Source organism: Bacillus pretiosus (genome assembly GCF_051294775.1).
GTDB classification, from domain to species: Bacteria; Bacillota; Bacilli; order Bacillales; family Bacillaceae_G; genus Bacillus_A; species Bacillus_A wiedmannii.
Window position 1 is genome coordinate 872188 of record NZ_JBPPHF010000001.1, and the last position, 25460, is coordinate 897647.

25 protein-coding genes and 2 pseudogenes are annotated in these 25460 nt (G+C 32.7%); 17 read left to right on the forward strand and 10 right to left on the reverse strand.

All coding sequences use genetic code 11. The features are described 5' to 3' along the window. Positions 1-309 precede the first annotated feature (309 nt). On the forward strand, positions 310-861 hold the full coding sequence (locus ACSG5Z_RS04405) for a GNAT family N-acetyltransferase (protein ID WP_435710756.1): 552 nt from the start codon (positions 310-312) through the stop codon (positions 859-861). Between the two features lie 39 nt (positions 862-900). On the opposite strand, the gene ACSG5Z_RS04410 is transcribed toward ACSG5Z_RS04405, so the two are convergent. Both ACSG5Z_RS04410 and cspD read right to left on the reverse strand, forming a co-directional pair. Then, positions 901-1086, reverse strand: a complete 186-nt coding sequence (locus ACSG5Z_RS04410; protein WP_000286202.1) for a cold-shock protein — start codon at positions 1084-1086, stop codon at positions 901-903. A gap of 86 nt (positions 1087-1172) precedes the next feature. Continuing rightward, positions 1173-1376: a cold-shock protein CspD gene (gene cspD / locus ACSG5Z_RS04415; protein WP_000176365.1), complete on the reverse strand. Its 204-nt coding sequence runs from the start codon at positions 1374-1376 to the stop codon at positions 1173-1175. A 371-nt stretch (positions 1377-1747) separates the two neighbouring features. On the opposite strand from cspD, the gene ACSG5Z_RS04420 reads away from it, so the two are divergent. Both ACSG5Z_RS04420 and ACSG5Z_RS04425 read left to right on the forward strand, forming a co-directional pair. Further along, the gene (locus ACSG5Z_RS04420) at positions 1748-2644 is read left to right on the forward strand and encodes a CPBP family intramembrane glutamic endopeptidase (protein WP_435710757.1); all 897 of its coding nucleotides are present in this window, start codon (positions 1748-1750) and stop codon (positions 2642-2644) included. A 17-nt stretch (positions 2645-2661) separates the two neighbouring features. Further along, positions 2662-3303: a DEAD/DEAH box helicase family protein gene (locus ACSG5Z_RS04425; protein WP_435711253.1), complete on the forward strand. Its 642-nt coding sequence runs from the start codon at positions 2662-2664 to the stop codon at positions 3301-3303. A 36-nt stretch (positions 3304-3339) separates the two neighbouring features. Here the strand turns inward: ACSG5Z_RS04425 and ACSG5Z_RS04430 are convergent, their stop codons facing one another. Continuing rightward, positions 3340-4101: an arginase family protein gene (locus tag ACSG5Z_RS04430; RefSeq protein ID WP_147787848.1), complete on the reverse strand. Its 762-nt coding sequence runs from the start codon at positions 4099-4101 to the stop codon at positions 3340-3342. Between the two features lie 188 nt (positions 4102-4289). On the opposite strand from ACSG5Z_RS04430, the gene ACSG5Z_RS04435 reads away from it, so the two are divergent. Continuing rightward, the gene (locus tag ACSG5Z_RS04435) at positions 4290-4916 is read left to right on the forward strand and encodes a PRK06770 family protein (RefSeq protein ID WP_116300182.1); all 627 of its coding nucleotides are present in this window, start codon (positions 4290-4292) and stop codon (positions 4914-4916) included. 58 nt (positions 4917-4974) lie between these two features. On the opposite strand, the gene ACSG5Z_RS04440 is transcribed toward ACSG5Z_RS04435, so the two are convergent. Then, positions 4975-5841 carry a LysR family transcriptional regulator gene (locus ACSG5Z_RS04440; protein WP_147787849.1) on the reverse strand — a complete coding sequence of 289 codons (867 nt, stop codon included), beginning with the start codon at positions 5839-5841 and terminating at the stop codon, positions 4975-4977. Between the two features lie 129 nt (positions 5842-5970). Here ACSG5Z_RS04440 and ACSG5Z_RS04445 point away from each other — a divergent pair, with 129 nt between their 5' ends. From ACSG5Z_RS04445 to ACSG5Z_RS04455, 3 genes are all read left to right on the forward strand, one after another. Continuing rightward, positions 5971-7014 (forward strand): aspartate-semialdehyde dehydrogenase, encoded by a 1044-nt coding sequence (locus ACSG5Z_RS04445; protein WP_435711254.1) that lies wholly within the window; start codon positions 5971-5973, stop codon positions 7012-7014. Between the two features lie 167 nt (positions 7015-7181). Further along, the gene (locus ACSG5Z_RS04450; protein WP_060488746.1) at positions 7182-8288 is read left to right on the forward strand and encodes a C45 family autoproteolytic acyltransferase/hydrolase; all 1107 of its coding nucleotides are present in this window, start codon (positions 7182-7184) and stop codon (positions 8286-8288) included. A gap of 66 nt (positions 8289-8354) precedes the next feature. Continuing rightward, complete coding sequence (locus tag ACSG5Z_RS04455; protein ID WP_435710758.1) at positions 8355-8618, forward strand: hypothetical protein; 264 nt, start codon at positions 8355-8357, stop codon at positions 8616-8618. A gap of 103 nt (positions 8619-8721) precedes the next feature. Here the strand turns inward: ACSG5Z_RS04455 and ACSG5Z_RS04460 are convergent, their stop codons facing one another. Next, entirely contained in the window at positions 8722-9624 is a 903-nt protein-coding gene (locus ACSG5Z_RS04460; protein WP_435710759.1) for a LysR family transcriptional regulator, read from the reverse strand. A gap of 263 nt (positions 9625-9887) precedes the next feature. Between ACSG5Z_RS04460 and ACSG5Z_RS04465 the strand changes: the two genes are divergently transcribed. The 5 genes from ACSG5Z_RS04465 to ACSG5Z_RS04485 all read left to right on the forward strand — a co-directional run bounded on the left by ACSG5Z_RS04465 (position 9888) and on the right by ACSG5Z_RS04485 (position 16116). Continuing rightward, positions 9888-10574 (forward strand): MOSC domain-containing protein, encoded by a 687-nt coding sequence (locus ACSG5Z_RS04465; RefSeq protein WP_435710760.1) that lies wholly within the window; start codon positions 9888-9890, stop codon positions 10572-10574. 261 nt (positions 10575-10835) lie between these two features. Next, positions 10836-11720 (forward strand): GNAT family N-acetyltransferase, encoded by an 885-nt coding sequence (locus ACSG5Z_RS04470; protein WP_435710761.1) that lies wholly within the window; start codon positions 10836-10838, stop codon positions 11718-11720. Positions 11721-11753: 33 nt separating this feature from the next. Beyond that, a complete protein-coding gene (locus ACSG5Z_RS04475) occupies positions 11754-12350 on the forward strand; it encodes a DUF1349 domain-containing protein (RefSeq protein ID WP_435710762.1) in 597 nt (198 codons plus the stop codon). A gap of 222 nt (positions 12351-12572) precedes the next feature. Continuing rightward, positions 12573-14327, forward strand: a complete 1755-nt coding sequence (locus ACSG5Z_RS04480) for an ABC transporter ATP-binding protein (RefSeq protein ID WP_435710763.1) — start codon at positions 12573-12575, stop codon at positions 14325-14327. Beyond that, on the forward strand, positions 14320-16116 hold the full coding sequence (locus ACSG5Z_RS04485) for an ABC transporter ATP-binding protein (protein ID WP_435710764.1): 1797 nt from the start codon (positions 14320-14322) through the stop codon (positions 16114-16116). Before ACSG5Z_RS04480 ends, ACSG5Z_RS04485 begins: the two co-directional genes overlap by 8 nt. Positions 16117-16223: 107 nt before the next feature. Here ACSG5Z_RS04485 and ACSG5Z_RS04490 read toward each other — a convergent pair whose 3' ends face one another. Continuing rightward, on the reverse strand, positions 16224-16484 hold the full coding sequence (locus ACSG5Z_RS04490) for a hypothetical protein (protein ID WP_435710765.1): 261 nt from the start codon (positions 16482-16484) through the stop codon (positions 16224-16226). Positions 16485-16725: 241 nt separating this feature from the next. Between ACSG5Z_RS04490 and ACSG5Z_RS04495 the strand changes: the two genes are divergently transcribed. After that, the gene (locus ACSG5Z_RS04495; protein ID WP_098095006.1) at positions 16726-17463 is read left to right on the forward strand and encodes an N-acetylmuramoyl-L-alanine amidase; all 738 of its coding nucleotides are present in this window, start codon (positions 16726-16728) and stop codon (positions 17461-17463) included. Between the two features lie 228 nt (positions 17464-17691). Here ACSG5Z_RS04495 and ACSG5Z_RS04500 read toward each other — a convergent pair whose 3' ends face one another. Further along, positions 17692-18276: a LysE family transporter gene (locus ACSG5Z_RS04500; RefSeq protein ID WP_088063349.1), complete on the reverse strand. Its 585-nt coding sequence runs from the start codon at positions 18274-18276 to the stop codon at positions 17692-17694. A 59-nt stretch (positions 18277-18335) separates the two neighbouring features. On the opposite strand from ACSG5Z_RS04500, the gene ACSG5Z_RS04505 reads away from it, so the two are divergent. Continuing rightward, positions 18336-18950 (forward strand): helix-turn-helix domain-containing protein, encoded by a 615-nt coding sequence (locus ACSG5Z_RS04505; RefSeq protein WP_435710766.1) that lies wholly within the window; start codon positions 18336-18338, stop codon positions 18948-18950. A gap of 407 nt (positions 18951-19357) precedes the next feature. On the opposite strand, the gene ACSG5Z_RS04510 is transcribed toward ACSG5Z_RS04505, so the two are convergent. After that, positions 19358-20053, reverse strand: a complete 696-nt coding sequence (locus ACSG5Z_RS04510; protein WP_435710767.1) for a BclA C-terminal domain-containing protein — start codon at positions 20051-20053, stop codon at positions 19358-19360. Between the two features lie 210 nt (positions 20054-20263). Between ACSG5Z_RS04510 and ACSG5Z_RS04515 the strand changes: the two genes are divergently transcribed. Next, complete coding sequence (locus ACSG5Z_RS04515) at positions 20264-21202, forward strand: DUF4183 domain-containing protein (RefSeq protein ID WP_435710768.1); 939 nt, start codon at positions 20264-20266, stop codon at positions 21200-21202. A 65-nt stretch (positions 21203-21267) separates the two neighbouring features. Here ACSG5Z_RS04515 and ACSG5Z_RS04520 read toward each other — a convergent pair. Then, positions 21268-21545, reverse strand: a pseudogene (locus ACSG5Z_RS04520) (DUF4183 domain-containing protein). A gap of 485 nt (positions 21546-22030) precedes the next feature. Between ACSG5Z_RS04520 and ACSG5Z_RS04525 the strand changes: the two are divergent. Beyond that, positions 22031-22333: pseudogene (locus tag ACSG5Z_RS04525) on the forward strand (exosporium glycoprotein BclB-related protein); the annotation flags it as partial. Between the two features lie 637 nt (positions 22334-22970). On the opposite strand, the gene ACSG5Z_RS04530 reads toward ACSG5Z_RS04525, so the two are convergent. Continuing rightward, positions 22971-23603, reverse strand: a complete 633-nt coding sequence (locus tag ACSG5Z_RS04530; protein WP_435710769.1) for a cupin domain-containing protein — start codon at positions 23601-23603, stop codon at positions 22971-22973. A gap of 225 nt (positions 23604-23828) precedes the next feature. Here ACSG5Z_RS04530 and ACSG5Z_RS04535 point away from each other — a divergent pair, with 225 nt between their 5' ends. Further along, entirely contained in the window at positions 23829-25361 is a 1533-nt protein-coding gene (locus ACSG5Z_RS04535) for an SMI1/KNR4 family protein (RefSeq protein WP_435710770.1), read from the forward strand. Positions 25362-25460: the final 99 nt, after the last annotated feature.

Here is a 25460-nt window from a genome sequence, read left to right on the forward strand (position 1 = left end):
GGAATGTGATTGTATCCTTTTGTTAATAAGTTAGATACACTACTTAGAGAAACTGGTTTTTTAAGTGTAAACTGGAGACAAACAGCTCCATGTCATTGGGCATTAGTTGCATATAAATAGAGCATAGTATTTTGATCACCCCTTTATTTTTTCTAATTATGCAAAAGCAAGAAGGGTTATTTTTAGTTCGTATTGAATTAAGAGGATAAGCTTCTCTAGAAATATTTGATAAATGGGACATTGAGGACTTTCCTAATTATAAATACTTTTTCTGCTATAATGAATGAGTAGAAAGAAAGGAGTGATCCTGTGGCGTTTCCTATATTAGAAACAGAACGTTTGCGTTTAGTTGAAATAGAACAATCTTATTGTCAAAAAATATATGAAATCTTTTCATTGGATGAAGTAACGTGTTATTACGGTATGAATTCTTTTACGGAGTTTGGACAAGCTTCACGTATGATTGAATCTTTTTCAAAAAATTACTTTGAGAAAAAGGCAATACGATGGGGGATTGTATTAAAAGAAACAAATACTTTAGTGGGTACAATTGGATTAAATAATTTACAACTATGGAGTAAACGATCTGAAATTGGATATGACTTACATCCTCGTTATTGGGGGAATGGTTATGCGTCAGAAGCGGCTCGAGAAATTATTCATTATGGATTTCGAGATTTAGGCTTATTTAGAATTGGAGCTATTACATACCCTGAAAATGTTACTTCTTGTAAAATGTTATCTAAAATAGGCTTTCATAAGGAAGGGTCATTACGTGGCTATATTCATCAAGGAAATAAGCAACATGATGCACTATTGTATTCTATAGTTCGAACGGATGTAGAGGATATAAATTTATAATAAAAACCCCCTCTTATAAAAGAGGGGGGTAAGTAAAAATTAACCTATTTTAGGTAATAAACGTTCTCCGCTTTTCATGCTACTTTTACATAAAGGGCATTTAGGCTCTTCTTCAAATGAAAAATTCTTTCTCATCCATCCTAAACAATCCTCTGATTCACATTCCCAGACAGGGGTTTGTTCTGGTGGTACTTCAGCTACATCGTTCTTTCGATTGCGATACATATAACCACTCCTTTTATGTAAAAAATTTTAGTTATATATTAAAAAGGTTGTTAACCGAGCTGGTAACAACCTTTTTATTGTTTGAATTATAGCTTTACAACGTTTTTAGCTTGAGGTCCACGGTTACCGTCTTCAACTTCGAAGCTAACTTCTTGACCTTCGTCAAGAGACTTGAAGCCGTCGCCAGTGATAGCTGAGAAGTGAACGAATACGTCGTTACCGTCTGCAACTTCGATGAAACCGAAACCTTTTTCGCTGTTAAACCATTTTACTTTACCTGTTAATGTCATGGTAATGCCTCCTAAAATTTAAAAAGATTACAATATGATCGGCCTTATTTGAATGAAAAATAAAAGTTCACATATTATCAAACACCCATAAGGAGTACAAAATAATCCTGATTGATACTTGATAATATGCAAAGGAAATATAGTGTTAAATTGACCTTAATTACTATCTTACAACAAATGGTGGGAAATAGCAAGTGCTGGTAATACCAGTGAATAATCTTGGTGATAATAGTAAAACGCACAAAGTCATCTCTTTTATTTATATATTATTCCAAATTTAGGTTTATGCTAAACGGAGAACATTTTTATTGAAAGTTTGTATTATGGAAACGATATATAGTATTAATATATTTGTTATGGAGGCGAGAATATTGCAATTTACTCAATTTAAAATAATTGAAGCAGCTAAAGAAGGAAGAAAAAAAGTTCATCCAATATTCGCTGTTATACTTGCAATTGTATTTTTAACTTTAGGTCAATTGTTCATGTTATTTATGTTGTTTTTACCGAAAGCAGAAACACTTTTAATGAAGGCAATTTATAGTGATATTGAGATGAAATTGACGTTTGGCGGAGCTGTATTTTTTGTTTTTTTATGGGTTAGATTTGTAGAGAAAAGATCAATTTCATCCATTGGTTTTTGGAGAAAACAGTGGATAAGAAAATATTTGAGAGGTGCATTAATAGGTTTTGTTTTCATTTCAATACCAGTAATGCTACTTTTATTTACAGGAAATGTACAACTACAAATGCAACAAATTACGCCAACCGCTATAATTGGAATTGTGGGATCTTTAGTTGCTTTTTTAATACAAGGTGCAACAGAAGAAATTGTTGTTCGAGGTTGGTTATTTCCAGTCCTTTCTGTTAGAAGCCGTATATGGATTGGGATTGTTGTAACTTCTTTTTTATTTGGTTTTCTTCATTTACTAAATCCAGGTATTACAATTCTTTCAATATCGAATATAATATTAGTTGGTGTATTTGCAGCTTTTTACGCTTTAAAGGACAGTAGTCTTTGGGGGATATGCGCGTGGCATTCGTTGTGGAATTGGGCACAGTTTAATATTTATGGTTTTGCAGTAAGTGGAATGGCAATGTATTCTACACCACTTTTTAAACCTGTAACAAAAGGATCGGAAGTCCTTCATGGGGGCTCGTTCGGTATTGAGGGGAGTATCATTACAACAATCATGCTTTCTATTGCTTCAATTGTTTTATGGAGACAGTTATGGGGAAAAAATGCAAAGCAAAGAGATTTAAGTTAATGAAAGTGGGAGAAACTATGGGGATTATAGCGTTTGAGGGAGCAAGTGCGGTTGGTAAGAGTAGCACGTGTCGTGAGTTAGAAAAAAATTATGGTGCGTACATTATACCTGAAGTGAATGTATTATTTGAAAGACCAAAAAACGAACATAGAACATGGTATTTTGAAAAACAAGTAGAGCGCTGGAAAATAGCAGCGCAGAAATCAGAGCAATATGAATTAGTAATACTTGATGGCGACATTTATCAACCACTTAGTTATAATTGGTGTTTCCATTTTGATATATTTAATCAGCCGTTATCTTTAATAGAAAACTTTTATAAAGAAAAGCTGGTACATAGGGAAATTGGTTTTCCCGATCAATATTTTTATTTATATACGAATGATGAAGAACTTAGAAAACGGAAAGAATCTGACGAGACAAAAAGAAGAAGAAACTTTGAAAAACATTTACATATATCAAAATCGTTTCAACGTTATTATGAAAATTTAAATGCTGTTACAGACGGATATTGCAAAATGATTGATGCGAAAAGTGTAAAATCGAATGAATTAGAAATTGTGAAAAGTTTAAATAGTTTAAATGTGTGTGAAGAGAGACGTTTTGATGTTTCGAGGTTAGATGCGATTACGAAGTGGTTAAAAGAACATCGTGCATAAAAACAACGAGTGCCTTATAAGGTACTCGTTGTTTTTTTATGTATTATATATTGATTTTAAAATTTGTAAGTTTGCTTTTTCATTTTTCTTAATAGCATTTGCATATTTAGCTAGAAAGAGCTGAGAAGGATAAACCGGTAGTTCACCACAAATATCGATACCATAAACATTTTTATTCCTAATAAGAGAATGTAAACATTTTAATAGTGTAGAAAGTTTCATATGTCCTTGATCCCAATTTGTAATAGTTACTTTTGAATCTAAAACATCTTTATCAATGCTTACATATATAGTATCTGTATGAATATGCGAAAGTATCGTATGTGTAGATACTTCATAAGTTGTATCTATCGGGAATACTTCTACGCATGAATAATCATTAGAATGAATGGTTAAAGAAGAAGGTCCGATAATAATTACTTTCTTTAATTTTGGGTTATTTTGAAGTGCGAACGATACCCATGACCCGCAAGAAATAAGAGTATGTTCATTTTCTTCTGTTAAGTTCATGTCAGTGTGATGATCAAATAAAATAAGGCTAAATGGTTCATCTATTTCTTTTAGTAGCAAATAAGATACATAATGATAATTTCCAGAACCGATAAAGGTGATTCCTCTTTGCTTTCTACGATATAACTCCCGTTTTATACGCTTTAAAGAAGGAATCTCGCAATACAGGTTTGTGTGCTCTAAATGACTAAAATCAATATCTTCATGTGAATAAGAATGAAGTTTATTTTGTAATAAATATGTATCGTCAAAGTTTAAAAAAGTTAAACCGCTATACAATAAACTCATATTTATTCATCTCCTTTATATGTAGGCTAGCATATATTTTTATAAAATTAAAACGAAATGCTTAGAGATGGATCTGCATTTGAAAAAGACGGATATTTTGACAGAATAATCTTTCAATTGATAAAGAAAAGAAATATAATATAAGGAAATATATATGTGGTTCGAGAAATAGAAAATATGAATGGGATATGTGGGAGGAAACAAGCAAGATGAAAACATTTTTTAAAATAATAGGTATTTTAGCTGGTATGGCGGTAATCGGCGTAGGTGTAACATATGGTATGCTGTATTATCTAAATAATAGTAAACCAGCTGCGAAAAAGGCATCACCAGCTGCTCCGGCAGCAGAAGTACTAGCTGATAGTAATGTAAAAGCTGAAGATGCAAAGCTTTTAGAAAATGGCAATCATTCATTACCAAATAGCGGTTTTAATAAAAATTTTAAATGGACAGATGAGAACATACAGACAGCATTACATGAAATGGCACATCAAAAAACGAAAGCTGATCAAAAGTGGGGCTATATTTTTATCACACAAGAACGAATTGAAAGTTTACTTGATATTGTAAAGAGTAATGATCTAGTACAAGGAAATACATATGCAGATATTTTAGAGAGATGGAAACAAGGAAAATATGAAAAGATGGACGCGGATCACAACAAGATTTGGAAATTACAAAGCGGGAATTTAGGCGAAGGAAAAGGAGTAATGTCAGAAGCGGAACAAAAAGAGTTAATTAATCAATTGTTTATGCAAAAAGGTACATATTCAGGTAGTAAATTAATTGCAGATGGGGGACAGACTAATAAATAAGATAATATTGGAAGAGAGTAAGTGCTTATTAGGCAGTTACTCTTTTTTTGTGCACCTTTTAGTCTCGCTCTAGTAAGGAAAGAAACGATTGTAAAACGGGTGAAATCCATCTAGATTTATGATAGATTACATGGCTTTGAATAACTGTTGAAGTTTCGATAGGCTGAAAACAGAGTTGTTCTTTTTGACAACTTTCTTGTACAACAATGTAAGGAAGAATTGAAATTCCTAACTCACACATCACAGATTGTTTAATGACTTCAACGTTGGAAGTTTCAAATGTTTTAGCTGGAATATTTCCGCTTTGACGTAAAAACCGATCTACCATCGGTCTATAGCCGCAGCTTTGTTCTGTAAAGATAAATTGAGTATCATTTAGTAAACAAAATGGATTAGAGTGTGTAGAGTAATGGGGAGGTAAAATCCATCCAAATGCTTCATTACAAAAAGTACGCGTAATAAAATCATTATGTTCCATACTTTCTCCAATTATGAAAATAACATCTGTTTCTCCTTCACGTAGCTTATTCATTGCTTGTTCGTTTGTAGTTGTTTCCAGTATGATATTTACTTTCGGATTCTCCTGTTTGTATATACGTAATAATTGTGGTAATCGGTACACTGCTAATGATTCGTTAGATGTAATCGTTAAAGTTCCCTCTAAATCATCACTATTTTGAGGGATTTCTTGCGCTTTTTCATAAATAGCTAGTAATTCTAGAGCATAAGGATGAAATTGATGACCTGCTTTTGTAAGAAGTACTTTTTTCCCTAATCGATCGAATAGAGGGAGACGTAAATCGTTTTCTAATGCTTTCATATGCGCTGTTACAGTAGATTGCGCATAACCTAACGCATGAGCAGCTTTAGAAAAACTACCATACTTAACGATGGCACAAAATGTTTTAACATGTCTCATTTCCATAAGCTATCCCTCTTTTATTATCATGATTTGTGAATGATTATATCACGTATTTCAATTTTCCAAATGATTAAATTCTTTATAAGATGAAATTATAGAAATATTCATTTAAGTTATATTGGAGGAGAAATGATGATCAAAAAGGGCTATCATGTAGCTGTAGTTGGTGCTACAGGTGCAGTAGGACAGAAATTTATTGAACTGTTAGAAAAAGAAACTAAATTTAATATAGTTGAAGTTACATTGCTTTCGTCAAAACGATCCGCTGGCAAGTTAGTGCAATTTAAAGGACGAGAGATAATGATACAAGAGGCAAAAGCAACTAGCTTTGAAGGTGTAGATATTGCCTTTTTTAGCGCTGGAGGAGAAGTGTCTAGACAATTTGTTAATCACGCAGTCACTAGTGGTGCCATCGTAATTGATAACACAAGTGAATACCGAATGGCGCACGATGTACCACTCGTTGTTCCAGAAGTAAATGCGCACACTTTAAAGGAGCATAACGGTATCATAGCAGTTCCGAATTGTTCAGCATTACAGATGGTGACGGCACTTCAACCAATTCGAAAAGTATTCGGATTGGAACGAATTATTGTTTCCACATACCAAGCTGTGTCAGGCTCAGGAATTCATGCGATTCATGAATTAAAAGAACAGGCAAAGTCAATGCTTGAAGGTGAAGAGGTTAAGAGTACTATACTGCCAGCGAAAAAAGATAAAAAACACTATCCGATTGCGTTTAATGTATTGCCTCAAGTAGATATATTTACAGATAATGATTTTACATTTGAAGAAGTAAAAATGATTCAAGAAACGAAGAAAATTTTGGAGGACCAAAACTTGAAAATGGCAGCTACTTGTGTGCGTGTTCCGGTCGTATCCGGGCACTCAGAATCGGTTTATATAGAACTTGAAAAAGAAGCAACTGTTACAGAAATAAGAGAAGTGTTGCTGGATGCACCAGGTGTTGTACTGCAAGATAATCCTAGTGAACAGCTGTACCCAATGCCATTATATGCAGAAGGGAAAATAGATACATTTGTCGGGAGAATTAGAAAAGACCCTGATACACCAAAAGGATTCCATCTTTGGATTGTTTCCGATAATTTATTAAAAGGGGCCGCTTGGAACTCGGTTCAAATTGCAGAAACGTTGGTGGAAGAGGGGATAATATAGTATAGGTAAATTAGGAAACTGTTAATGATTACAGTTTCCTAATTTTTATTTTATAATTGTTTTCTTTATTCCAGCCAAATTTGATTTGAAAGACAGTAAAAAACATCAAGAATGAATAAAATTCATTTGGTATGATATGGATAAATTAGATGTAAGGGGGGATTTAGATGTACCAAGTAAAGGGGTACTTTTCATCATTAAAAGGAAGTCATTATGATATTGGAAAGCAACAAGGAGAGTTTGTGAAAAATCATCCGTATCTCATTCCACAATTTATACAGCAAGAACATTTAGTATCAGATAATTATTGGACAGAATCTAGAAATATATTAAATCAATATTGTCCAGGAATTAATGAAGAAATTGAAGGGTTTTGTGAAGTGTTGAAAATTCCTGCTAGAAATCTGATGTATTATTATCAAACACTATTAAAAGCAGGATGTAGTCATTGTGTCGTATTACCTAAAAAGACAGATTCAAAGCACACATATGTATTAAGAAATTATGATTTGTCACCAAAAATAGATGATATGCGTTTTTGCTCAACACATGTTGAAGGTGCATATGTGCATAGTGGCTTTTCTACTTTTTATTTCGGTCGAACAGAAGGAGTTAACGAGCATGGGTTATCTGTTACATTTTCAGCATGTGGTCAACCAGTAGGGAATATTGAAGGCTTACGAAAGCCAGTGTTAAGTGGTTTACAATGCTTTGCGGTAATTCGAGTATTATTGGAGAAATGTAAAAATGTGCAGGAGGCGATATCAATAGTTGATGAAATGCCAATTGCAAGTAATATTAATCTAATTGTAGCAGATCCTTTAGACGCAGCACGTATTGAAATATTTGACGGTTTTAAATCAATAACCACAATTGATGAGGAAAACCAAGATTTTATCGTATCAACAAATCATGCAATTAGTTTATCTGTTCAAAAATTGAATAATAGAAGATTAGAACAATCTACAAACAGATATTACACATTGTATGAACATTTAAATCGAAATGAACAAGTGAGCATGGATTCTTTAAAAGAATTAGTAGAAAGAGAGTATCCTACTGGGCTGACAGTACATAATTATGAAGAATGGTTTGGAACTTTACATTCTGTCTTATTTGATTTGCATAATCGTACAATGAATATTTGCTTCGGATCTCCACTATTCAACGACTGGTACTCATTGAAAGTTGGAGGAAGTCTTTCATTTTCTCAGGTAAATGTGAAATTTAATAATAAAACGTATACTGACTTTTGGAGAGAAGAACGCTATTAATTGATTCAAGAAGAATAAATGAGATAAAATGGTAATAGTAAGGTGTATGTACGGGAGGGATTGCCATTGCTAAAAGTAATGTTACCGATTGTTCTTATCTTATTTGTTGCCGTTTCAATGTATATTACTAATGAAAAAAGAAAAAAAGCAGGAGTAAAAGGATTGAAGAGTGCGTTAACTTCAATTTGTTTCTTTACACTAGCAATCTTAAATTTGCTTGCATATTGGTTTAACTTTGGCGGTATTTTTATTTGGTTAATTTCAATTGTTTTATTACTAGTCGGGGCATATTTTACGAAATATATTCCAATATCTAAAAAGGTACATTGAAATTTATTTGAGTTTAAAAGTTATGTTGTATTTTGTTTTGAAAAGAGATTATTCTACTAGAGCGTTGTGAAACGATTTCAATAGGATAATCTCTTTTGTTTGTTTAGCTTTGTAAAGAATGTACTGTTCTTTTTAGTTGCTCAATAAACTCTCGAGTTGCAGCACACATATATTTATCTTTTCTATAAATAAGGCCAATTTCTATTGTAGGAGTAGGATTTTCTATTTTAATAGCTCGAATGTTTTTATTTTGTAAAAAGTCTATATACGGTTTTGGTAACACTGTAATTCCCATTCCTTTTGAAACCATTTGGATTAAAGATTCCATCGTACTAATTTCTAAAATTGGTTTTGGTTTAAAGTTAAATTTTTGACAATGAGATGTAATTAGTTCGGTTAAAAAGAAATTTTTAGGTAAAAGAATTAAAGGGTAGTTCTGTAATTCAGCAATAGATACATGATTACGTTCAACTAATTGATGATTGGTTGGTACGACTAATGTAAGTTCACTTTTGTATAGAGAGGTAGAAATAATCTCCTTATCTTGCACCGGGAGAAATGTAATGCCAATATCTAGTTCATTTTGTAATAATTTTTCACGAATATCTCCGGTGCGAAGCCCTAATACAGAAAGTTCTATATTGGGATATAAATGATTAAAATTTAAAATAGCTGGTGGTAGTAAATAATTTACGACGGTTAACAAAGAGCCTATTGTTAAGGAACCTTGCTGTAATCCGTTTAAGTCTTGAATAGCGGAACGAGCTTGTTCAACTTCATGAAAAATGGTTTTACTATGTAATAATAAAATCCTTCCTGCGTCAGTTAAAGATATTTTTTTACCAATGCGATCGAAAAGCGGCAGTCCTATTTCATGTTCTAATGCACGTATTTGCTGACTTAGAGAAGGTTGTGAAATATTTAGTTTCTCAGCTGCTTTTGTGAAATGCAATTCTTTTGAAACAGCTAAAAAATATTCAAGTTGTCTTAATTCGATTGGAATCACCTCAAGTTTAATGATAGGTTATACCTATCATTATTATATAAATAATTGGATTGAACAATGATTTTGTTGAGCTTATAATCACTTTATTAGAGAGGGATTGAAAAGTTTTTGAAGTAAGGATAGATAAGTATCGGAGCAAGGATATTTGAGTGGTTATTACATTTGCTGACCTTTTGTCATTTTAAATGAAAAATAGACAGAGAGTTTGAAAGTATACATTAATCTATTGAAAAATTGTGGGGTAAGTAAGAGGAGCGATTAAGATGAATAAAGTATATGAGGTACTATCTTTAAATATAGGGTTACCAAAAGAGGTTACATACGGCGGAAAGGTAATTCATACAGGTATAAATAAGAAGCAAGTAAGGGAACCGGTGTTTTTATCCTTTTTAAAATTTAATGGAGATGGGCAAGCGGACTTAGTTCATCATGGTGGAGTAGATAAAGCAGTTTGTGTGTATTCTGGAGAACATTATAGATACTGGGAAAAAGAGTTGAATCAAGCCCTTGTATATGGAGCATTCGGAGAAAATATAACAATTAATTGTCTGTGTGAAGAGGATGTTTGTATTGGTGATACATTTCAAATTGGAGAAGCAATTGTACAAGTAACACAGCCAAGACAACCTTGTTTTAAATTAGCTAAGAAATACAATATTCCAAAGTTACCACTTTATTTTCAAGAAACAGGATATACAGGATTTTATTTTCGTGTATTAAAAGAAGGATGGGTATCACCTGTTGATACGTTAAAGTTAATAAAGTCTGATCCAAAAGGTGTTACAGTAGCATTTGCTAATCGTATTATGCATAAGGAAAAACAAAATATGGAAGGGCTAAAAAGGATCTTAGAAGTACATGCACTTTCTACAAGTTGGAGAAATACATTTGAAAAGCGAATGAGAGGAGGAGAAATTAATACGAGGGAGAGACTAGAAGGAAAAAAATAATAAAAAATATTTTTTTATAAATGGTGCATTTCTATGAGTAAAAACGAAGTAGAAAGCACTATTTTTATATAATAAACTTATTAATATTCAAAAATCTTAATATTGTTTTATTCGACTTATTTTCGAATAGTCAAAACATAAAATTAATTAGACTCTTTTTTTATATTTTATGATAGTATATTGATTGGTAAGACCTATTACATTAAGAGCAGGTTATATAACTAAATCTAATTTGATGGAATTAACGTATGGAGGGACAACATGGGGAATGTAGAAATTTTCGAAAAATTTCTTTTGGAAGAACCAAAAAGAGAGCAGTTATTTCCTTTATTTGAAGAAGTGTTTGGAATTACAATTCAAACATTGAATGATTTTTCAGAGAGAGGTTATTGGGATGATACATACAAAGCTTTATCATTTTTACATGACGATAAAGCGATTGCAAATGTTGCGGTATTTTCGCTACCATTGCTAGTAAATGGTGAAAGAATAAATGCAGCCGGCATTCAATCGGTAATGACTCACCCTGATTTTCGTAGACAAGGACTCATGACACAATTAATAAGTAAAATGATAGAAGAAATTGATAAGAAATGTGAATGTACATTATTATTTACGGAAAAACCTGAACTATATGCATCATTTGGGTTTAAAGTTGTGCAGGAGTATTTGATGACTATTCTATATGATAAAAAGAATAATAATGACTCCTTACTTAGAAAGTTAGATTATTATATGGAAGAGGATAGAAAGTTAATACATGAAACTATTGATAGTAGCCAAAGACTTTCAAATAATTTTTCAACATTAAACTTCCGTCCTTCGTTTTATTTGAATATGTATGATTTGGGATGGAATGAGAAATTGTATTATTCAGAGAAACTAGATGCTCTAATTGTGTATGAAGTAGATAATGAAAAGTTGAAATTATATGGAGTATTTGCACCAGTAATTCCAGTTTTAGATGAAATATGCGGAGAAATCGCTGAAAGATTTACAGAAATCGAATTTTACTTCTCACCAGATCAATTAGGGATTGAGGATGTACAATTTACAGAATTACAGTCTAATAAGTATTTAATGGTTCGAAGTAATAAAGAGTTAGATTTTAAAGGTTATAAATTCCCTGTATTAGCGGAGTTTTAAATGTTTGTATAAAGGCTTTATTATGGAGGAACTATGAATATATCGTATATACCTAAACATGTTGAGCAGCTCACTATAATGAATGTCCCTGAATATTATAAAATTAATGACAACCGGTCGTTTATTGTCCGTTCGAAAGCAGAAACAGATTTCTGGCTTAAAACACATTATGGTTTTGAAGTAATGAATGGTCATGTATTTTATAATGAAATGATGACAGACTTTCAAGCTGAAGTTCAATTGTGTATGAATCCAAATTCAAAATACGATCAAGCAGGTCTTTTTGTTATGATTTCGGAAAAGTGTTGGTTGAAAACTTCATTAGAGTATATTCCAGATGGCCCTTCTCATTTAGGAGCTGTCGTAACGAATAATGGATATTCTGATTGGTCAACACAAGACTTTCCAACAGAATTAGCTACCCAACAACTTCGTTTTCGAATTGTTCGTAAACATGGCGATTATATAATATATGTAAAAAATAGCTGTCAATGGGAACAAATAAGAATTGCTCATTTGATGGAGGATATAGGGAATGTGCCTGTTAAAATAGGTTTTTACACGTGTAGTCCTTCTAAAAACAATGGATTTGAGACTGAGTTTTTAGATTTTACAATTGAAGAGATATAGAGGAAAAACCGTATTCTTTCTACTTAAGAATACGGTTTTTCTATTTGCGTAATATAAAGCACATTTATTGACCGGAAAGTCATTAATGCTTATCATTTAATAATGTTAAATATTAATTTGCATAATATAATAGAAGTACTGGAAAAATCAAAAATTATATAGCTTAAGTAAGGAGGGTATGAATTATTAAATGGTAATTTCATAGGAAAAAGGAGATTAAGTATGAAATCATTTCGCAAATTATTACATTATTTAAAACCATACATGTTCTTCGCTATTATTGGACCACTATTTATGGTACTTGAGGTTGCGATGGACTTAATTCAACCGACTATTATGCAACATATTATTGATGTTGGGATAGCAAATCGTGATTTGAATTATGTAATAAAAATGGGGCTTCTTATGATAGGAGCTGCAGCACTCGGTTTAGTTGGAGGACTTGGGTGTATGATGTATTCTACAAAAGCAGCTGTTAATTTCGCTACAGACATACGAAAAGATGTATTTGCGAAAGTAGAAACATTTTCTAGTGAAAATCGTGATTCATTTGGAACTGGGAAATTATTAACGATTGTGACAAATGATATTACTTCTATTCAATCGGCGATGACGATGACATTACGTGTACTTGTTCGTGGTCCTTTGTTATTTATCGGAAGTATAATAATTGTTTTTGTAACAGCACGCGAGTTATTTCCTATATTACTTGTGGTTGTTCCAATTTTATTACTTGCGATTATATTCATTGCAAGTAAAGCGAGCGGAACGTTCAAAAAAGTGCAAGAAGCATTAGATAAAGTGAATACAAAGCTACAAGAAAATTTATCTGGAGTACGTGTTATTAAAGCGTATGTAAGACAAAAATATGAAATTACTCAGTTTGGAACTGTTAATACAAATTTAACGAAGATAAATATTCGAGCGGTGCAGCTTATTTCCATAATGATGCCAATCATTATGTTAGTTGTAAGCGGCGGGATTGTCGCAACATTATGGATTGGTGGAGAAAAAGTATTTGATGGAACGCTTCAAGTAGGAGCTATTTTAGCGTTTATAAACTATTTGAATATTATTTTAATGTCACTTATGTCTATAAGTATGGTATTTATGCAAATCGCGCGAGCATTTCCATCTGCGGATCGTGTACAGCAAGTTTTAAATACTGAGGTTGATATTATGAGTGAAACAAATGCGTTTGTACCTAAGCAAATCGAGGGAGAAATTGACTTTAAAAATGTTAGTTATAGTTACACGAAAAATAATGAATATGTTTTAAAAGATATTTCATTTAACATATGTAAAGGTGAAAAAGTAGGAATTATCGGTTCTACAGGAAGTGGTAAATCTACTTTAGCAAAACTGTTACCGCGTTTATACGATGTTGATCAAGGGGAAGTATGCATTGATGGAATAAATGTTAGAGCATACGATTTACAAAAACTTCGTGCTTCAATCGGGTTTGTACCTCAAAAGGCATTGTTGTTTTCAGGTAGCATAGAAGAGAACTTACGTTATGGTAAAGAAGATGCAACGAATGACGAACTGGAAGTAGCGGCTTCATCAGCTTGTGCGACTGAGTTTATTAACAAGTTGGAAGATTCATATCAATATCATTTAACACAAGGTGCGACGAATTTATCAGGTGGACAAAAACAACGTGTATCAATTGCAAGGGCACTTGTGAGAAAGCCATCCATTCTTATATTAGATGATTCTACATCAGCAGTTGATGCGAATTCGGAATCTAACATTCAATCGGCATTAAGAACAGAATATAAAGGAACAACAACATTATTAATCGCCTCTAAAATCTCATCTATAATAGATGCTGATAAAATTCTTGTTTTAGATAACGGTGAATTAGTTGGCGATGGTACACATGAAGAATTGTTAGAACAATGTGAGGTATATCAAGAAATCTATCTTTCCCAAGGTGGCAATTTACATAAAGAAGGTGGGAAAGAACATGCGTAATTTTCAAGGGCAATTTGCTAATAAAGGTGGGCGTAACGCGCCTAAAATGGGTGAAGCTAGAAACACTAAAGGAACTGTATTGCGAGTATGGAACTATATGGGGTATCAAAAGGCTGCTCTTACGTTCGTTATATTTTTAGTATTTATTACGACGTTACTTGGATTATTAGGTCCTTATTTAATGGGAGTAATTATAGATCAATATATTGTACCGAAAGATTTAAGTGGTACGGCGAGAATGTGTTTGTTACTTATCGCGATTTACGGTGTAACAGTATTGTTAACTTGGCTACAAACATTTGTCATGGTTAACGTTGCATTAAAAACAATACAAAAAATACGACAAGATATTTTTGAGAAAATCCAAACGCTTTCTTTACGGTTCTTTGATGTACGTTCTCAAGGGGATTTAATGAGCCGTGTTACAAATGATATAGATAATTTGAATCAAGCGTTGACGCAAAGTGTTGTACAAATTATTTCATCAGCATTAACCTTTATAGGTGTAACGATTGCGATGTTCGCATTAGATTGGATTTTAGCGATTGTTACTTTAATTACAGTACCTATTATGTTTTTCGTTACAAAAAAACTAGTTACTTATAGTGGTAAAAACTTTGCAAAGCGTCAACGAGATTTAGGAGAATTAAATGGTTTTATTGAGGAAGCTATAACAGGAGCGGATGTTACAACGTTATATGGGAAAGAAAAAGAAACCGTACAAAATTTCAATGAAATTAATGAACAATTAAGAGTTTCAGCTACGAAGGCGGATACATTTTCAGCTTTTATTTTTCCAAGTATGAACTTTATAAATAACTTAGGTATGGGGCTTGTAATTGGGACTGGTTCAGTTATGGTTTTAAATGGAATGACAACAGTAGGTGTCATTGCGGCTTTTATTAATTATTCTCGTCAATTCTCAAGACCACTCAGTCAATTCGCAACTTTAATGAATACAATTCAAGCGGCAGTTGCTGGTGGAGAACGTGTCTTTGAAATTATGGATGAAGTACCAGAAATTCAAAATAAAAAAGATGCATGCATTGTACAAAATTTACAAGGGCATGTTGCACTCGAGAATGTTTCATTTGGTTATGAGGAAAATAAAACGATTTTAAAAGAAGTGAGTCTTAAGGCACAGCCAGGGAAGACAATTGCTTTAGTTGGTCCAACTGGATCGGGCAAAACAACAATCATTAATTTGCTAACTCGCTTTTACGATATACAGCAAGGGCAAATTCATATCGATGGAAAAGATATAAAAGATTATGATATTAATTCGTTGCGGAGTAAAATAGGAGTAGTTTTACAAGATACGTACTTATTTGCTGGGACGATTATGGATAATATTCGTTATGGTCGATTAGATGCTAGTGATGATGAAGTAATCAATGCAGCTAAGGCAGCATCTGCACATTCTTTTATTAAACATTTACCGAATCAATATGAAACAAAAATTGCTTCAGAAGGATCGAATTTAAGTCAAGGACAAAAACAACTTCTTGCGATTGCGCGGGCGATTTTAGCAGATGCAGATATATTAATTCTCGACGAAGCAACATCAAATATTGATACGAGAACAGAATTGCAAATTCAAGAAGGACTAAATAATTTAATGAAAGGTCGAACAAGTTTTGTAATCGCTCATCGACTGAAAACGATTGAAAAAGCAGATCAAATTCTTGTTATAAAAGATGGAAGTATTTTGGAAAGAGGGAATCATGAATCTCTTATGGAAGATAGAGGGTTTTACTTTGATCTGTATACGAGTCAGTTTAAAATTTAATAAAAACTTTAATAAGGTGCGGTTTCTCCAGGAAGGAGCAACCGCATTTTTATATTTGTAAAGATAATTAAAAATATAGAGTTGGATTTTTTAAGATACATGAATTGTTAGCAAAAACTAGCAACTTCAGTGACAGGTGGAAGAAATAATTTACGTGGCATTGTAATAATCTCAAGAGCCATCTGAGCTGAATAGAGAAGTATTGGAGTTAATTCTAAAGCGTGAGTTAATAATAATATAAAGCTTGTTAGGATTGCAAAGCTCCCCCAAAAGAAATTTTTTGAAATGTTACGGAAATCTTTTATTAAGGAAAAGAAAGAAACAAATGCTGTAACAAAGAGAATCAAAAATTTATATTTATCAGCCATTAAACCCCTCCTAAAGAACAGTAGCTTATATTATAACGTATTTTTATATATTATAATAAAAAGATTTTTAAATAAATAGTTTTTATTTATGAGTCCTTTGTTTTAGAAAATAGATAATCTAGAATTAAAAATTTAAAAATAGATTAGTGCCCTTATTATTGTTTGCTGGAGCTTTACTGGATATTTGACCGGACAATAAGACGAGCTTTGAATATATTAATAAAAAAGGGGATGTTAAACAATGGCTAGATATAGTTTACATGGAGGTCACAATAGTATTGTACAGGGTGCAAATTATGGGAATCGGAAAGAACATATTATGGATCGCCAAGTTAAGGATGCAGTTGTTGCTAAATTAAGAGCATTAGGGCATACAGTTTATGATGATACTGATGAAGTAGGGACAACACAAGCGCAAAATTTAAATAACATTGTATCTAAAACAAACTCACATGATGTAGACTTAGTAGTTTCATTTCATTTAAACTCATATGATACGAATGCTAATGGTGTTGAAGTACTGTATTATGACCAACAAGCTTTATCAGCAAAGATAGCAGCGCAACTTTCAAAAGATATTGGCTGGTCAAATCGTGGCGCGAAGGAGCGAAAAGACCTTTATGTATTAGCGAATACGAAAGCACCTGCAATCTTAATTGAACTTGGATTTATCGATAATGAAGCAGATATGTCAAAATGGAATCCAGATAAGATTGCAAATTCAATTGTTTATGCGTTAACGGGGCAATCTGGTGGGACAACTCCGCCATCGAAAAAAAATATCATTCAATCAGGAGCTTTTTCACCGCATGAAACCCCCGATGTAATGGGAGCATTAACGTCACTAAAAATGACAGCTAACTTCATCTTACAATCGGATGGTCTAACATATTTTATCTCTGAACCAACTTCAGATGCGCAACTTAAAGGAATGACGGATTACCTTGATCGTAAAGGCTGGTGGTATGAAGTTAAGTAAAGATTTTAGTTTAGTGGAACAGAATATTTAAAAATCAATAGTCAAAAAAGAGGATTACTTATAATGAGTAATCCTCTTTTTATTTTATCTCGTATGAATAAGAGTAGATATAGAAGATTACCGCCTTAAAACTAAATAAGTAATGCATGTAAGCGGGAGGTTCATTTGGTATATCAGCTATATTTGTAAATCATACTTTTAAACAGAAATAAAATTTAGAGTTTGAATTTAATTGATTACAATTGAAAACGCACTAAAAACTAATAAAACGGCCATAATGATGTTAAAAGATTTAGTATGTTTTAATAAAAGTTTTTGGAACATGGAACCAAATAAGCTCCAACTAAATGTACTCATTAACCCGACTACACCTAGAAATAATGAGAAGAGTAGAAAACTTGAATATGAATTATAGTAAGGGAGAATAAAAGTTGACACTACAGTCAGGCCGAATAGTATCCCTTTAGGGTTAACAAACTGAAGAAAAATCCCCACTGTAAATAAGTTTTTATTATGTTTTTCATCGGAATCTGTACTAGTTTTACTAGTGAGTATTTTAAAAGCTAAATATAGCATATATGCTACACCTAAGATTTTTAAAGGGAATTCGATTATGGGTAGGATATTAATTAGTACAATATTAAAGAAGCTACATAAGGAGGTGAGGATGAAAAACCCGAAAGCTACTCCAAAACAAAATTGCATACTCCTTTTTAAACCATGTTGATTAGCGTATGTCATAGCTAAAAAATTGTTAGGACCGGGTGTGAAGCTACTTATAAAAACAAATAACAAAAAAGAAAATATAGGCATTTCAAAACCCCCTAATTATTTAGTGTATGTTATAATGACCGAAAAGAACAATATAACGTGTGCTCTTTATTATACATAACGGTCGTTATATTGTATATAGTGTAGGGGTGTTTCTTATGGAAGAAATTCAACTTATTTTGGCGAAAAATTTAAAAACAATACGAGAGAAAGAAAAAATGAGTTTGGAAAAGGTCTCGCAATTAACAGGTGTGAGTAAAACGATGATTGGACAAATTGAACGAGGGGAGTCAAGTCCAACATTAACAACGATATGGAAAATTGCTAATGGTTTGAAAGTGTCTTTTACTTCTTTAATCAATAATCCGCAACCAGATACGAAAGTTATTTTACGAAATGATGTTCAAGTATTATCAGAAGACAATGGGAAATATAAAGTGTATCCTTCTTTTCCTTTTCAAGATGATAGGAACTTTGAAATCTATACGGTTGAAATTGAAACAGAAGGAAAATTAAGTTCGGAAGGCCATAAAGAAGGGACCGAAGAATTTATAACGGTGTTTGAAGGGAAATTGATAATTGAAATAAATGATTGTCAATATACATTAAATAGCGGAGATGCAATTCGCTTTAAGGCGGATAGACCGCACTCTTATCATAATTCTGGAAGTACGCTAACTCGGTTAAGTATGACCATTTATTATCCAGCTGCATAAACTTACACTTGCATCAAGAATATAAAGAAATGTGTGTTGATAAACCATCTATAAGAGATGGTTTTATTTTTTAAAATTCATAAAAAAAGACACTCGTTTGAGTGTCGACATAGTATTGCTCTCGCGTATAGGATTGGAGTATGTTTCTCAAATACGTTTTGAGATGGTTCGCATTTTGGGAAACTGTCTTCTTATTCAATGTAACATTGGCAGGGAGAAGTGTAAATTGATAATGTATATACGGAAAATTTAGTATAGATGGTTATTACTATGAGTATAGTACAAATTGTTTTTATTGCTTAATCACTGTCGTGAAATTATTGAAATATTATTAGCTTTAGGAATGACGTAATAGTTACTACTTTAGCAGCTAAGAATGTTTATTATAAAAAAGAATGAATCATTTATTAATCGATTCGTATAATTGTTAAAGAGGCACCTGTTGAACCACCTCCAACTAAATTAACTATGGATAATACGCCGAATATTTGAAGGGAAATTGTATTACCAGCAATTAAATTGGTTATTAAATTATTATTATAGTTTGAAGTTGATATTGCGGGTGAAAAAATAGATCCGGGAAGTGGAGTCGAAGAGTTTAATAGTAGCCTTGTACCAGCAAGCAGAGAAGTTGTTGTATTAATTTGATAGGTTAAATAATATCTTCCAGTAACAGGAATTGTATATATATCATTTGTAGCGTTCACTGTAAAATTACCGAGACTTTGGTTATTAGAAAGTGGAATATTAGTTCCACCTAATATGACTGAGATGGGACCACCTAATGTATTATTAGCGAACATAGAGTTTGTTGTAATAATGGGTCCAATAATGCCTGTGGGTCCAGTAATGCCTGTGGGTCCAGTAATACCTGTGGGTCCAGTAATACCTGTGGGTCCAGTAATACCTGTGGGTCCAGTAATGCCTGTGGGTCCAGTAATACCTGTGGGTCCAGTAATGCCTGTGGGTCCAGTAATGCCTGTAGGACCGGTATTACCTGTGGGCCCAGTAGGACCTGTCAGTCTGTATGGAAGAATAATTTCAAGAGCCAGTGATAATAGTTCTTTTTTCATTTTTTCATCCTTATCTTGAATATAAATCACCTCATTTTTAAATTAGAACGTAACCGATTTAGTATTTTGAAATGGAACTATCATTTTATTATATTAATACTACTAGTTATAGCAACGGTAAAAAGTTTACTATATGTAAAAATCATTTGAGAATGAAAAAAGTAGTTATGAAATTCTTCTAAAATGATAGATGTATTATTTTGTTAAGTAGTAAACAAAAATGTGGAACGAGGTATTAAAGTGAAGCGAGAAAATAAATTATCAATAAATAAAGCTATGATAGAACCTGAAAACATTGGACCTACGTTTCCAGTTCTTCCCCCAATTTATATTCCAACGGGCCCAACGGGAATGACCGGTCCGACGGGTCCAACTGGTTTAACAGGATCACCGGGAGTAACAGGTCCAACTGGTTTAACAGGATCACCGGGAGTAACAGGTCCAACTGGTTTAACAGGATCACCGGGAGTAACAGGCCCGACGGGTTTAACGGGATCACCGGGAGTAACAGGCCCGACCGGTTTAACAGGATCACCGGGAGTAACAGGCCCGACGGGTTTAACGGGATCACCGGGAGTAACAGGCCCGACGGGTTTAACGGGATCACCGGGAGTAACAGGCCCGACGGGTTTAACGGGATCACCGGGAGTAACAGGTGCGACGGGTTTAACGGGATCACCGGGAGTAACAGGCCCGACGGGTTTAACGGGATCACCGGGAGTAACAGGTGCGACGGGTTTAACGGGATCACCGGGAGTAACAGGTCCAACTGGTTTAACAGGATCACCGGGAGTAACAGGCCCGACGGGTTTAACGGGATCACCGGGAGTAACAGGTCCAACTGGTTTAACAGGATCACCGGGAATAACAGGTGCGACTGGTTTAACAGGGGCAACGGGTCCAACTGGAGTTATTGGACCAATAACAACAACTAATTTATTATTTTACACTTTTGCAGATGGAGAGAGGCTTATATATACAGATTCAGATGGGATAGCTCTATATGGAACAACTCACATATTATCTCCTGATGAGGTTTCATATATTAATTTGTTTATTAATGGAATACTTCAGCCACAACCATTTTATCAGGTCAGTACAGGTCAGCTAACTTTATTGGATGATCAACCACCTTCGCAAGGTTCATCAATTATTTTGCAATTTATTATTATTAATTAAAAAAGACAGATTCTTAAATTAATAAAAAGAATCTGTCTTTTTGTTCTACATTAAAATAATTAACATTAAGTGACGATAAATTCGATTGTGATTGGAATTCCGCCGTCTAATGCATCTCCGCCAGGAATTGTAATAGCACCAGTTGGTCCAGTAGTAACACTGGAATTCACACTAGGTTGAAGAATGCCGTTTACATATAAGTTGTAATACGTAAAAGTGCAGTAGTACCGGCATCATTTAAACAAGCCGTTGCAGCAATTGCAAAAGCTACACCTGTTCCTGTTCCAGCTCCTAGTGTAGATGTAAATCTTCTAGATGCCATAAATGGTTGGATGATTGGCAATTAATTCTCACTCCCTAAATTATTTTTTGAACGAAGTATAGAATAACTTGTCCAATATATTGTATGAAAGTTTTTGATAATAGAAACGGCTTCACAATAATAGAGGGCACATAATTTTAGTAAAGGTATCATTGTTACTTATCTGAAAAGGTGGTGTTGTTACTTGTTGGTTATATGCTAATGTTTAGTTTTTATATTGAAATAAAAATGTGCTTTTGAACCTAAGAGATAAACGTGGAAAAATAAAATAAACTCTTAAGTTTAGGTGTTTAATCTAAGCAGTCAATTATTAAAAACATATAATTAATATGTGAGTCATGAACATAATTAAATAACGTTTTAAAGTTTAATTATCATTCATGTTTCCTATTTTAAGTGAATGAAACCTATGCACAATTTTTTAGCTCTTATAGTAGGAAAACACTCAAATATAAAATAAGTAAGAAGGAAATAAATGTCACATAATAATTGTTTTGGTCACAATAATTACGTCATTAGCAGGTTTCTTTAGTGCAACAGCTGCATTAGCTCCATTATCACCTGTTCAAGTGCAGATACAAATATTAACTGCACCTGCAGCAAGTAATACGTTTACAGTACAGGGCGCACCTCTATTATTAGCACCAGCATTTGCTGTAATAGCGATTGGTGCTACAGCATCGGGAATCATACCTGAAGCTATCCCAGTAGCTGCTGGAGATAAAATACTGTTATATGTTTCATTAACAGCAGCAAGTCCAATAGCTGCAGTAGCTGGATTTGTAAGTGCAGGTATTAATATCGTCTAACTTGTTACAATGGTTGTTTGAAATTTAAACTGACATTTGTATATAGCCCTTCCTAATTTTATTAGGAAGGGCTATATTTTATGGAAAGATTGGTGATAAATCAATTGAGAAATTACTCTTTGTTAAGTTGGTATAAAAAAATCAAAATTTATAATTTGTACTCTATTGTTTATGGAGTAAGTTATATCGTTTAAAAAATTACCAATAAACAAAAAAGATGAATTCTATTAAGAACAGAATTCATCCATTAAATAAACAGTGTACAAGGGAAAAAAGGTATTTATCGTGAGCGTTGAAATATTATTGTTCAAATTAGTAATAAACTATTTGTTTTTATTACAGTTGCATCCTTTTTTCTTTACATAGCCTTGCTCGGCTAAATCTCTTTGTGATTGGGAATTGGAAGATTGAGAATTCGAAGACTGAGAGGATGCTGATGAACTACTATTTTTATTATTAGAGTAGTTTTTTCGATAGTTATAATTACTCATAGTACTATCACCTCCAATTAAATATATAAATATTATATGTATGTACTCTATTAATTGTTACGAAAAAAATAGAAATGGAGATATACAATAAAAAATCTCCTGCGTATTTTCCGCGGAGATGAATAATTGTCTTTTCAGTATTTAAATTAATATCCCCAGTAAAGAGGGAAATAATATGAATCTTGGTAATATAAATTTTGTTGTGGATTAGGAGACTGAGTTGTTGGGTTTATCGTGCTGCGATTCTGATTACAGTTTGCTGGAGGACCAATTACTGTAGTGGATTGAATAGGGGATATTGCTTGTTTCCATTGTTGTTCATCGAGACAGTAAGTATGAGCCATCATATTAGCGGGGGTTAATCTTAAAATATCAGAACCAAAAATAACTTCTGGGGTTGGGGCATCGAAAATAGCTAATAAATGAGTACCATCTGCTGTAGCAATTTCATAATGCCACCACGCTTGTGGAATGTTGGCAACTTGCCCTGGTTTTATCGGTAAGTTTAATATTTGGTTTGTAAAAGGATTAAGTAAGGAAACAACAGCAGATCCTGAAATACAGTAAACAAGTTCAGCTGCATTTTGATGAATATGTGGCTCTACAACATTTCCTGTACTTAAATAGATATCTAATAAAGAAGTATTTTCTAAAGTATTTAATTGTTTTATGCTAAGTACGTTTATATAATTTTGGGCATCTTTCTTAAAAAAATTACTTTTATTTAAATCATGGGTGAAATTGGTTGAGGGGGAAGTGTAGTCGATATTAGAAGTCATTTGTATTACCCGCCTTTCTTATATTTTCATGCAATTTGAATTTAGGATATGAGTCTAGTTATTGAAATGTGAAAGCGTTGCTGCCCTTGGTTTGTAAAGTGATAAAAATGTTCATTTGAATGCACTATAATTACAAGAGTTTCATTGCGAAAAAAGGCGCTATTAATTACAATTAATGTAAAAGATAGCGCTTTTTTAATTTGGAGTACAAGGGGAGTGCAGAAAATGAACCATACTATTTTAAAAGAGTTGGAAGTTGAATTAAAAAATTACTTTCAACCGTTTTTGAATGCACCTGCAACAATAGAAGAAATTCAATATGCCGAAAGTGAAATGGGAATTGCGTTTCCAGATGAATTACGTAATCTTTATCTTGCACATAACGGTGAGGATAAATCAGGACCAGGGTTGTTTTTTGGTTTGCCATTTCTCTCGTTAGATGAAGTTTTGGATGAGTGGAGAATATGGAAAAGAATTGAAGAGGATGATTTTTTTAATTTTGATGCATTTTCAATACCAACAGAATATATTAAGGAAAGATATGTGAATCACAATTGGATACCTATTAGTAAAGATTATGGCGGTAACAATTTAGGAATAGATGTTGATCCGGATGAAAAGGGGAAAGTGGGACAAGTTATTAATTTTGGACGAGATGAAGAAGTGAAATATGTAATTGCAAATAGAATTTCAGATTTGTTACTATTTATTTTACAAACGCTAAAAAATAAAAATTTCACCATTCATCAAGAGGAAGATTATTTATATTGGAGTTATGGTGCTAATGATAATATACATTTTTTAGACGCTTTATTTAATATTGAATTACCTGTTTTACAGCCCCAATTTATATTTCAATCTGAAAATAACGTTAAAGATTGGTACGATAGTTTAGATGAGAATTGGAGATATATAGTGGGTGCATCTGAACGTGCAGACAGGTTTATTAGAGAGAAGAGATTATATTTAGGTGGAAAAGGGTTAGTAGATATTAGTCCATTACAGATGTGTACAGAAGTGAGAGAACTAATTTTATCCGGAAATGAAATTCGAGATTTAGCAGGATTAGAACGAATGAATTCTTTAAAGAAGTTATATTTAGTTAATAATCCGGTTCAAGATTTAACGCCAATCATACATCTAAAACACTTACAAGAAATGAATATAAAGAATACGAAGATAAATAATTTATCGGAACTTGTAGAAATGTCATCATTAAAAAAATTAAATATTACACATACTAGTATTCAAGATTTTTCGTTGCTACCGCAGTTTCAAAAATTAGAATCGCTTTCTGTACATATTTCAAATCGTGAGCAGCTCTATGCGATTTCGAAAGTAGATAATTTAAAGCATTTATATATTTTAGGTTTAGAGAATGTTAGTGAATTGGATTTGCTTGTTTTACAAAATTTAAATAAGTTAATCACAATTGAATTTGAAAATAGCATCATTGCTAATTTAAATTGTTTTCAACACAATGCGTCAATTCAAAATATAAAATTGACAGATACAAAGGTAAAGGATGGAGCGGCATTAGGTAAAATGAATGGGCTAAAGGAATTAGAATTAGATGGCGCAACAATTGATAACCTTGAAACGATTTGTTGTTCGCATTCATTAGAAATATTTACAGGAACGTTTGAACAATTTTTTATGTTAAAAGACTCGTTTGATAGAAATATAGATTTTTCAAAAATAATTGGAGGAATGAGTGAAGAAGAAAGTGAAATTTGGCACCAGCATGTAATTGATTAGAAAATAACATTATTATGTAAATAAGTTTGTTTGTAGAAGGTGAAACTGTTTGACAGTTGATACTGCAATAAAGTGGTTAGGTGAAATAAATTATGTGTA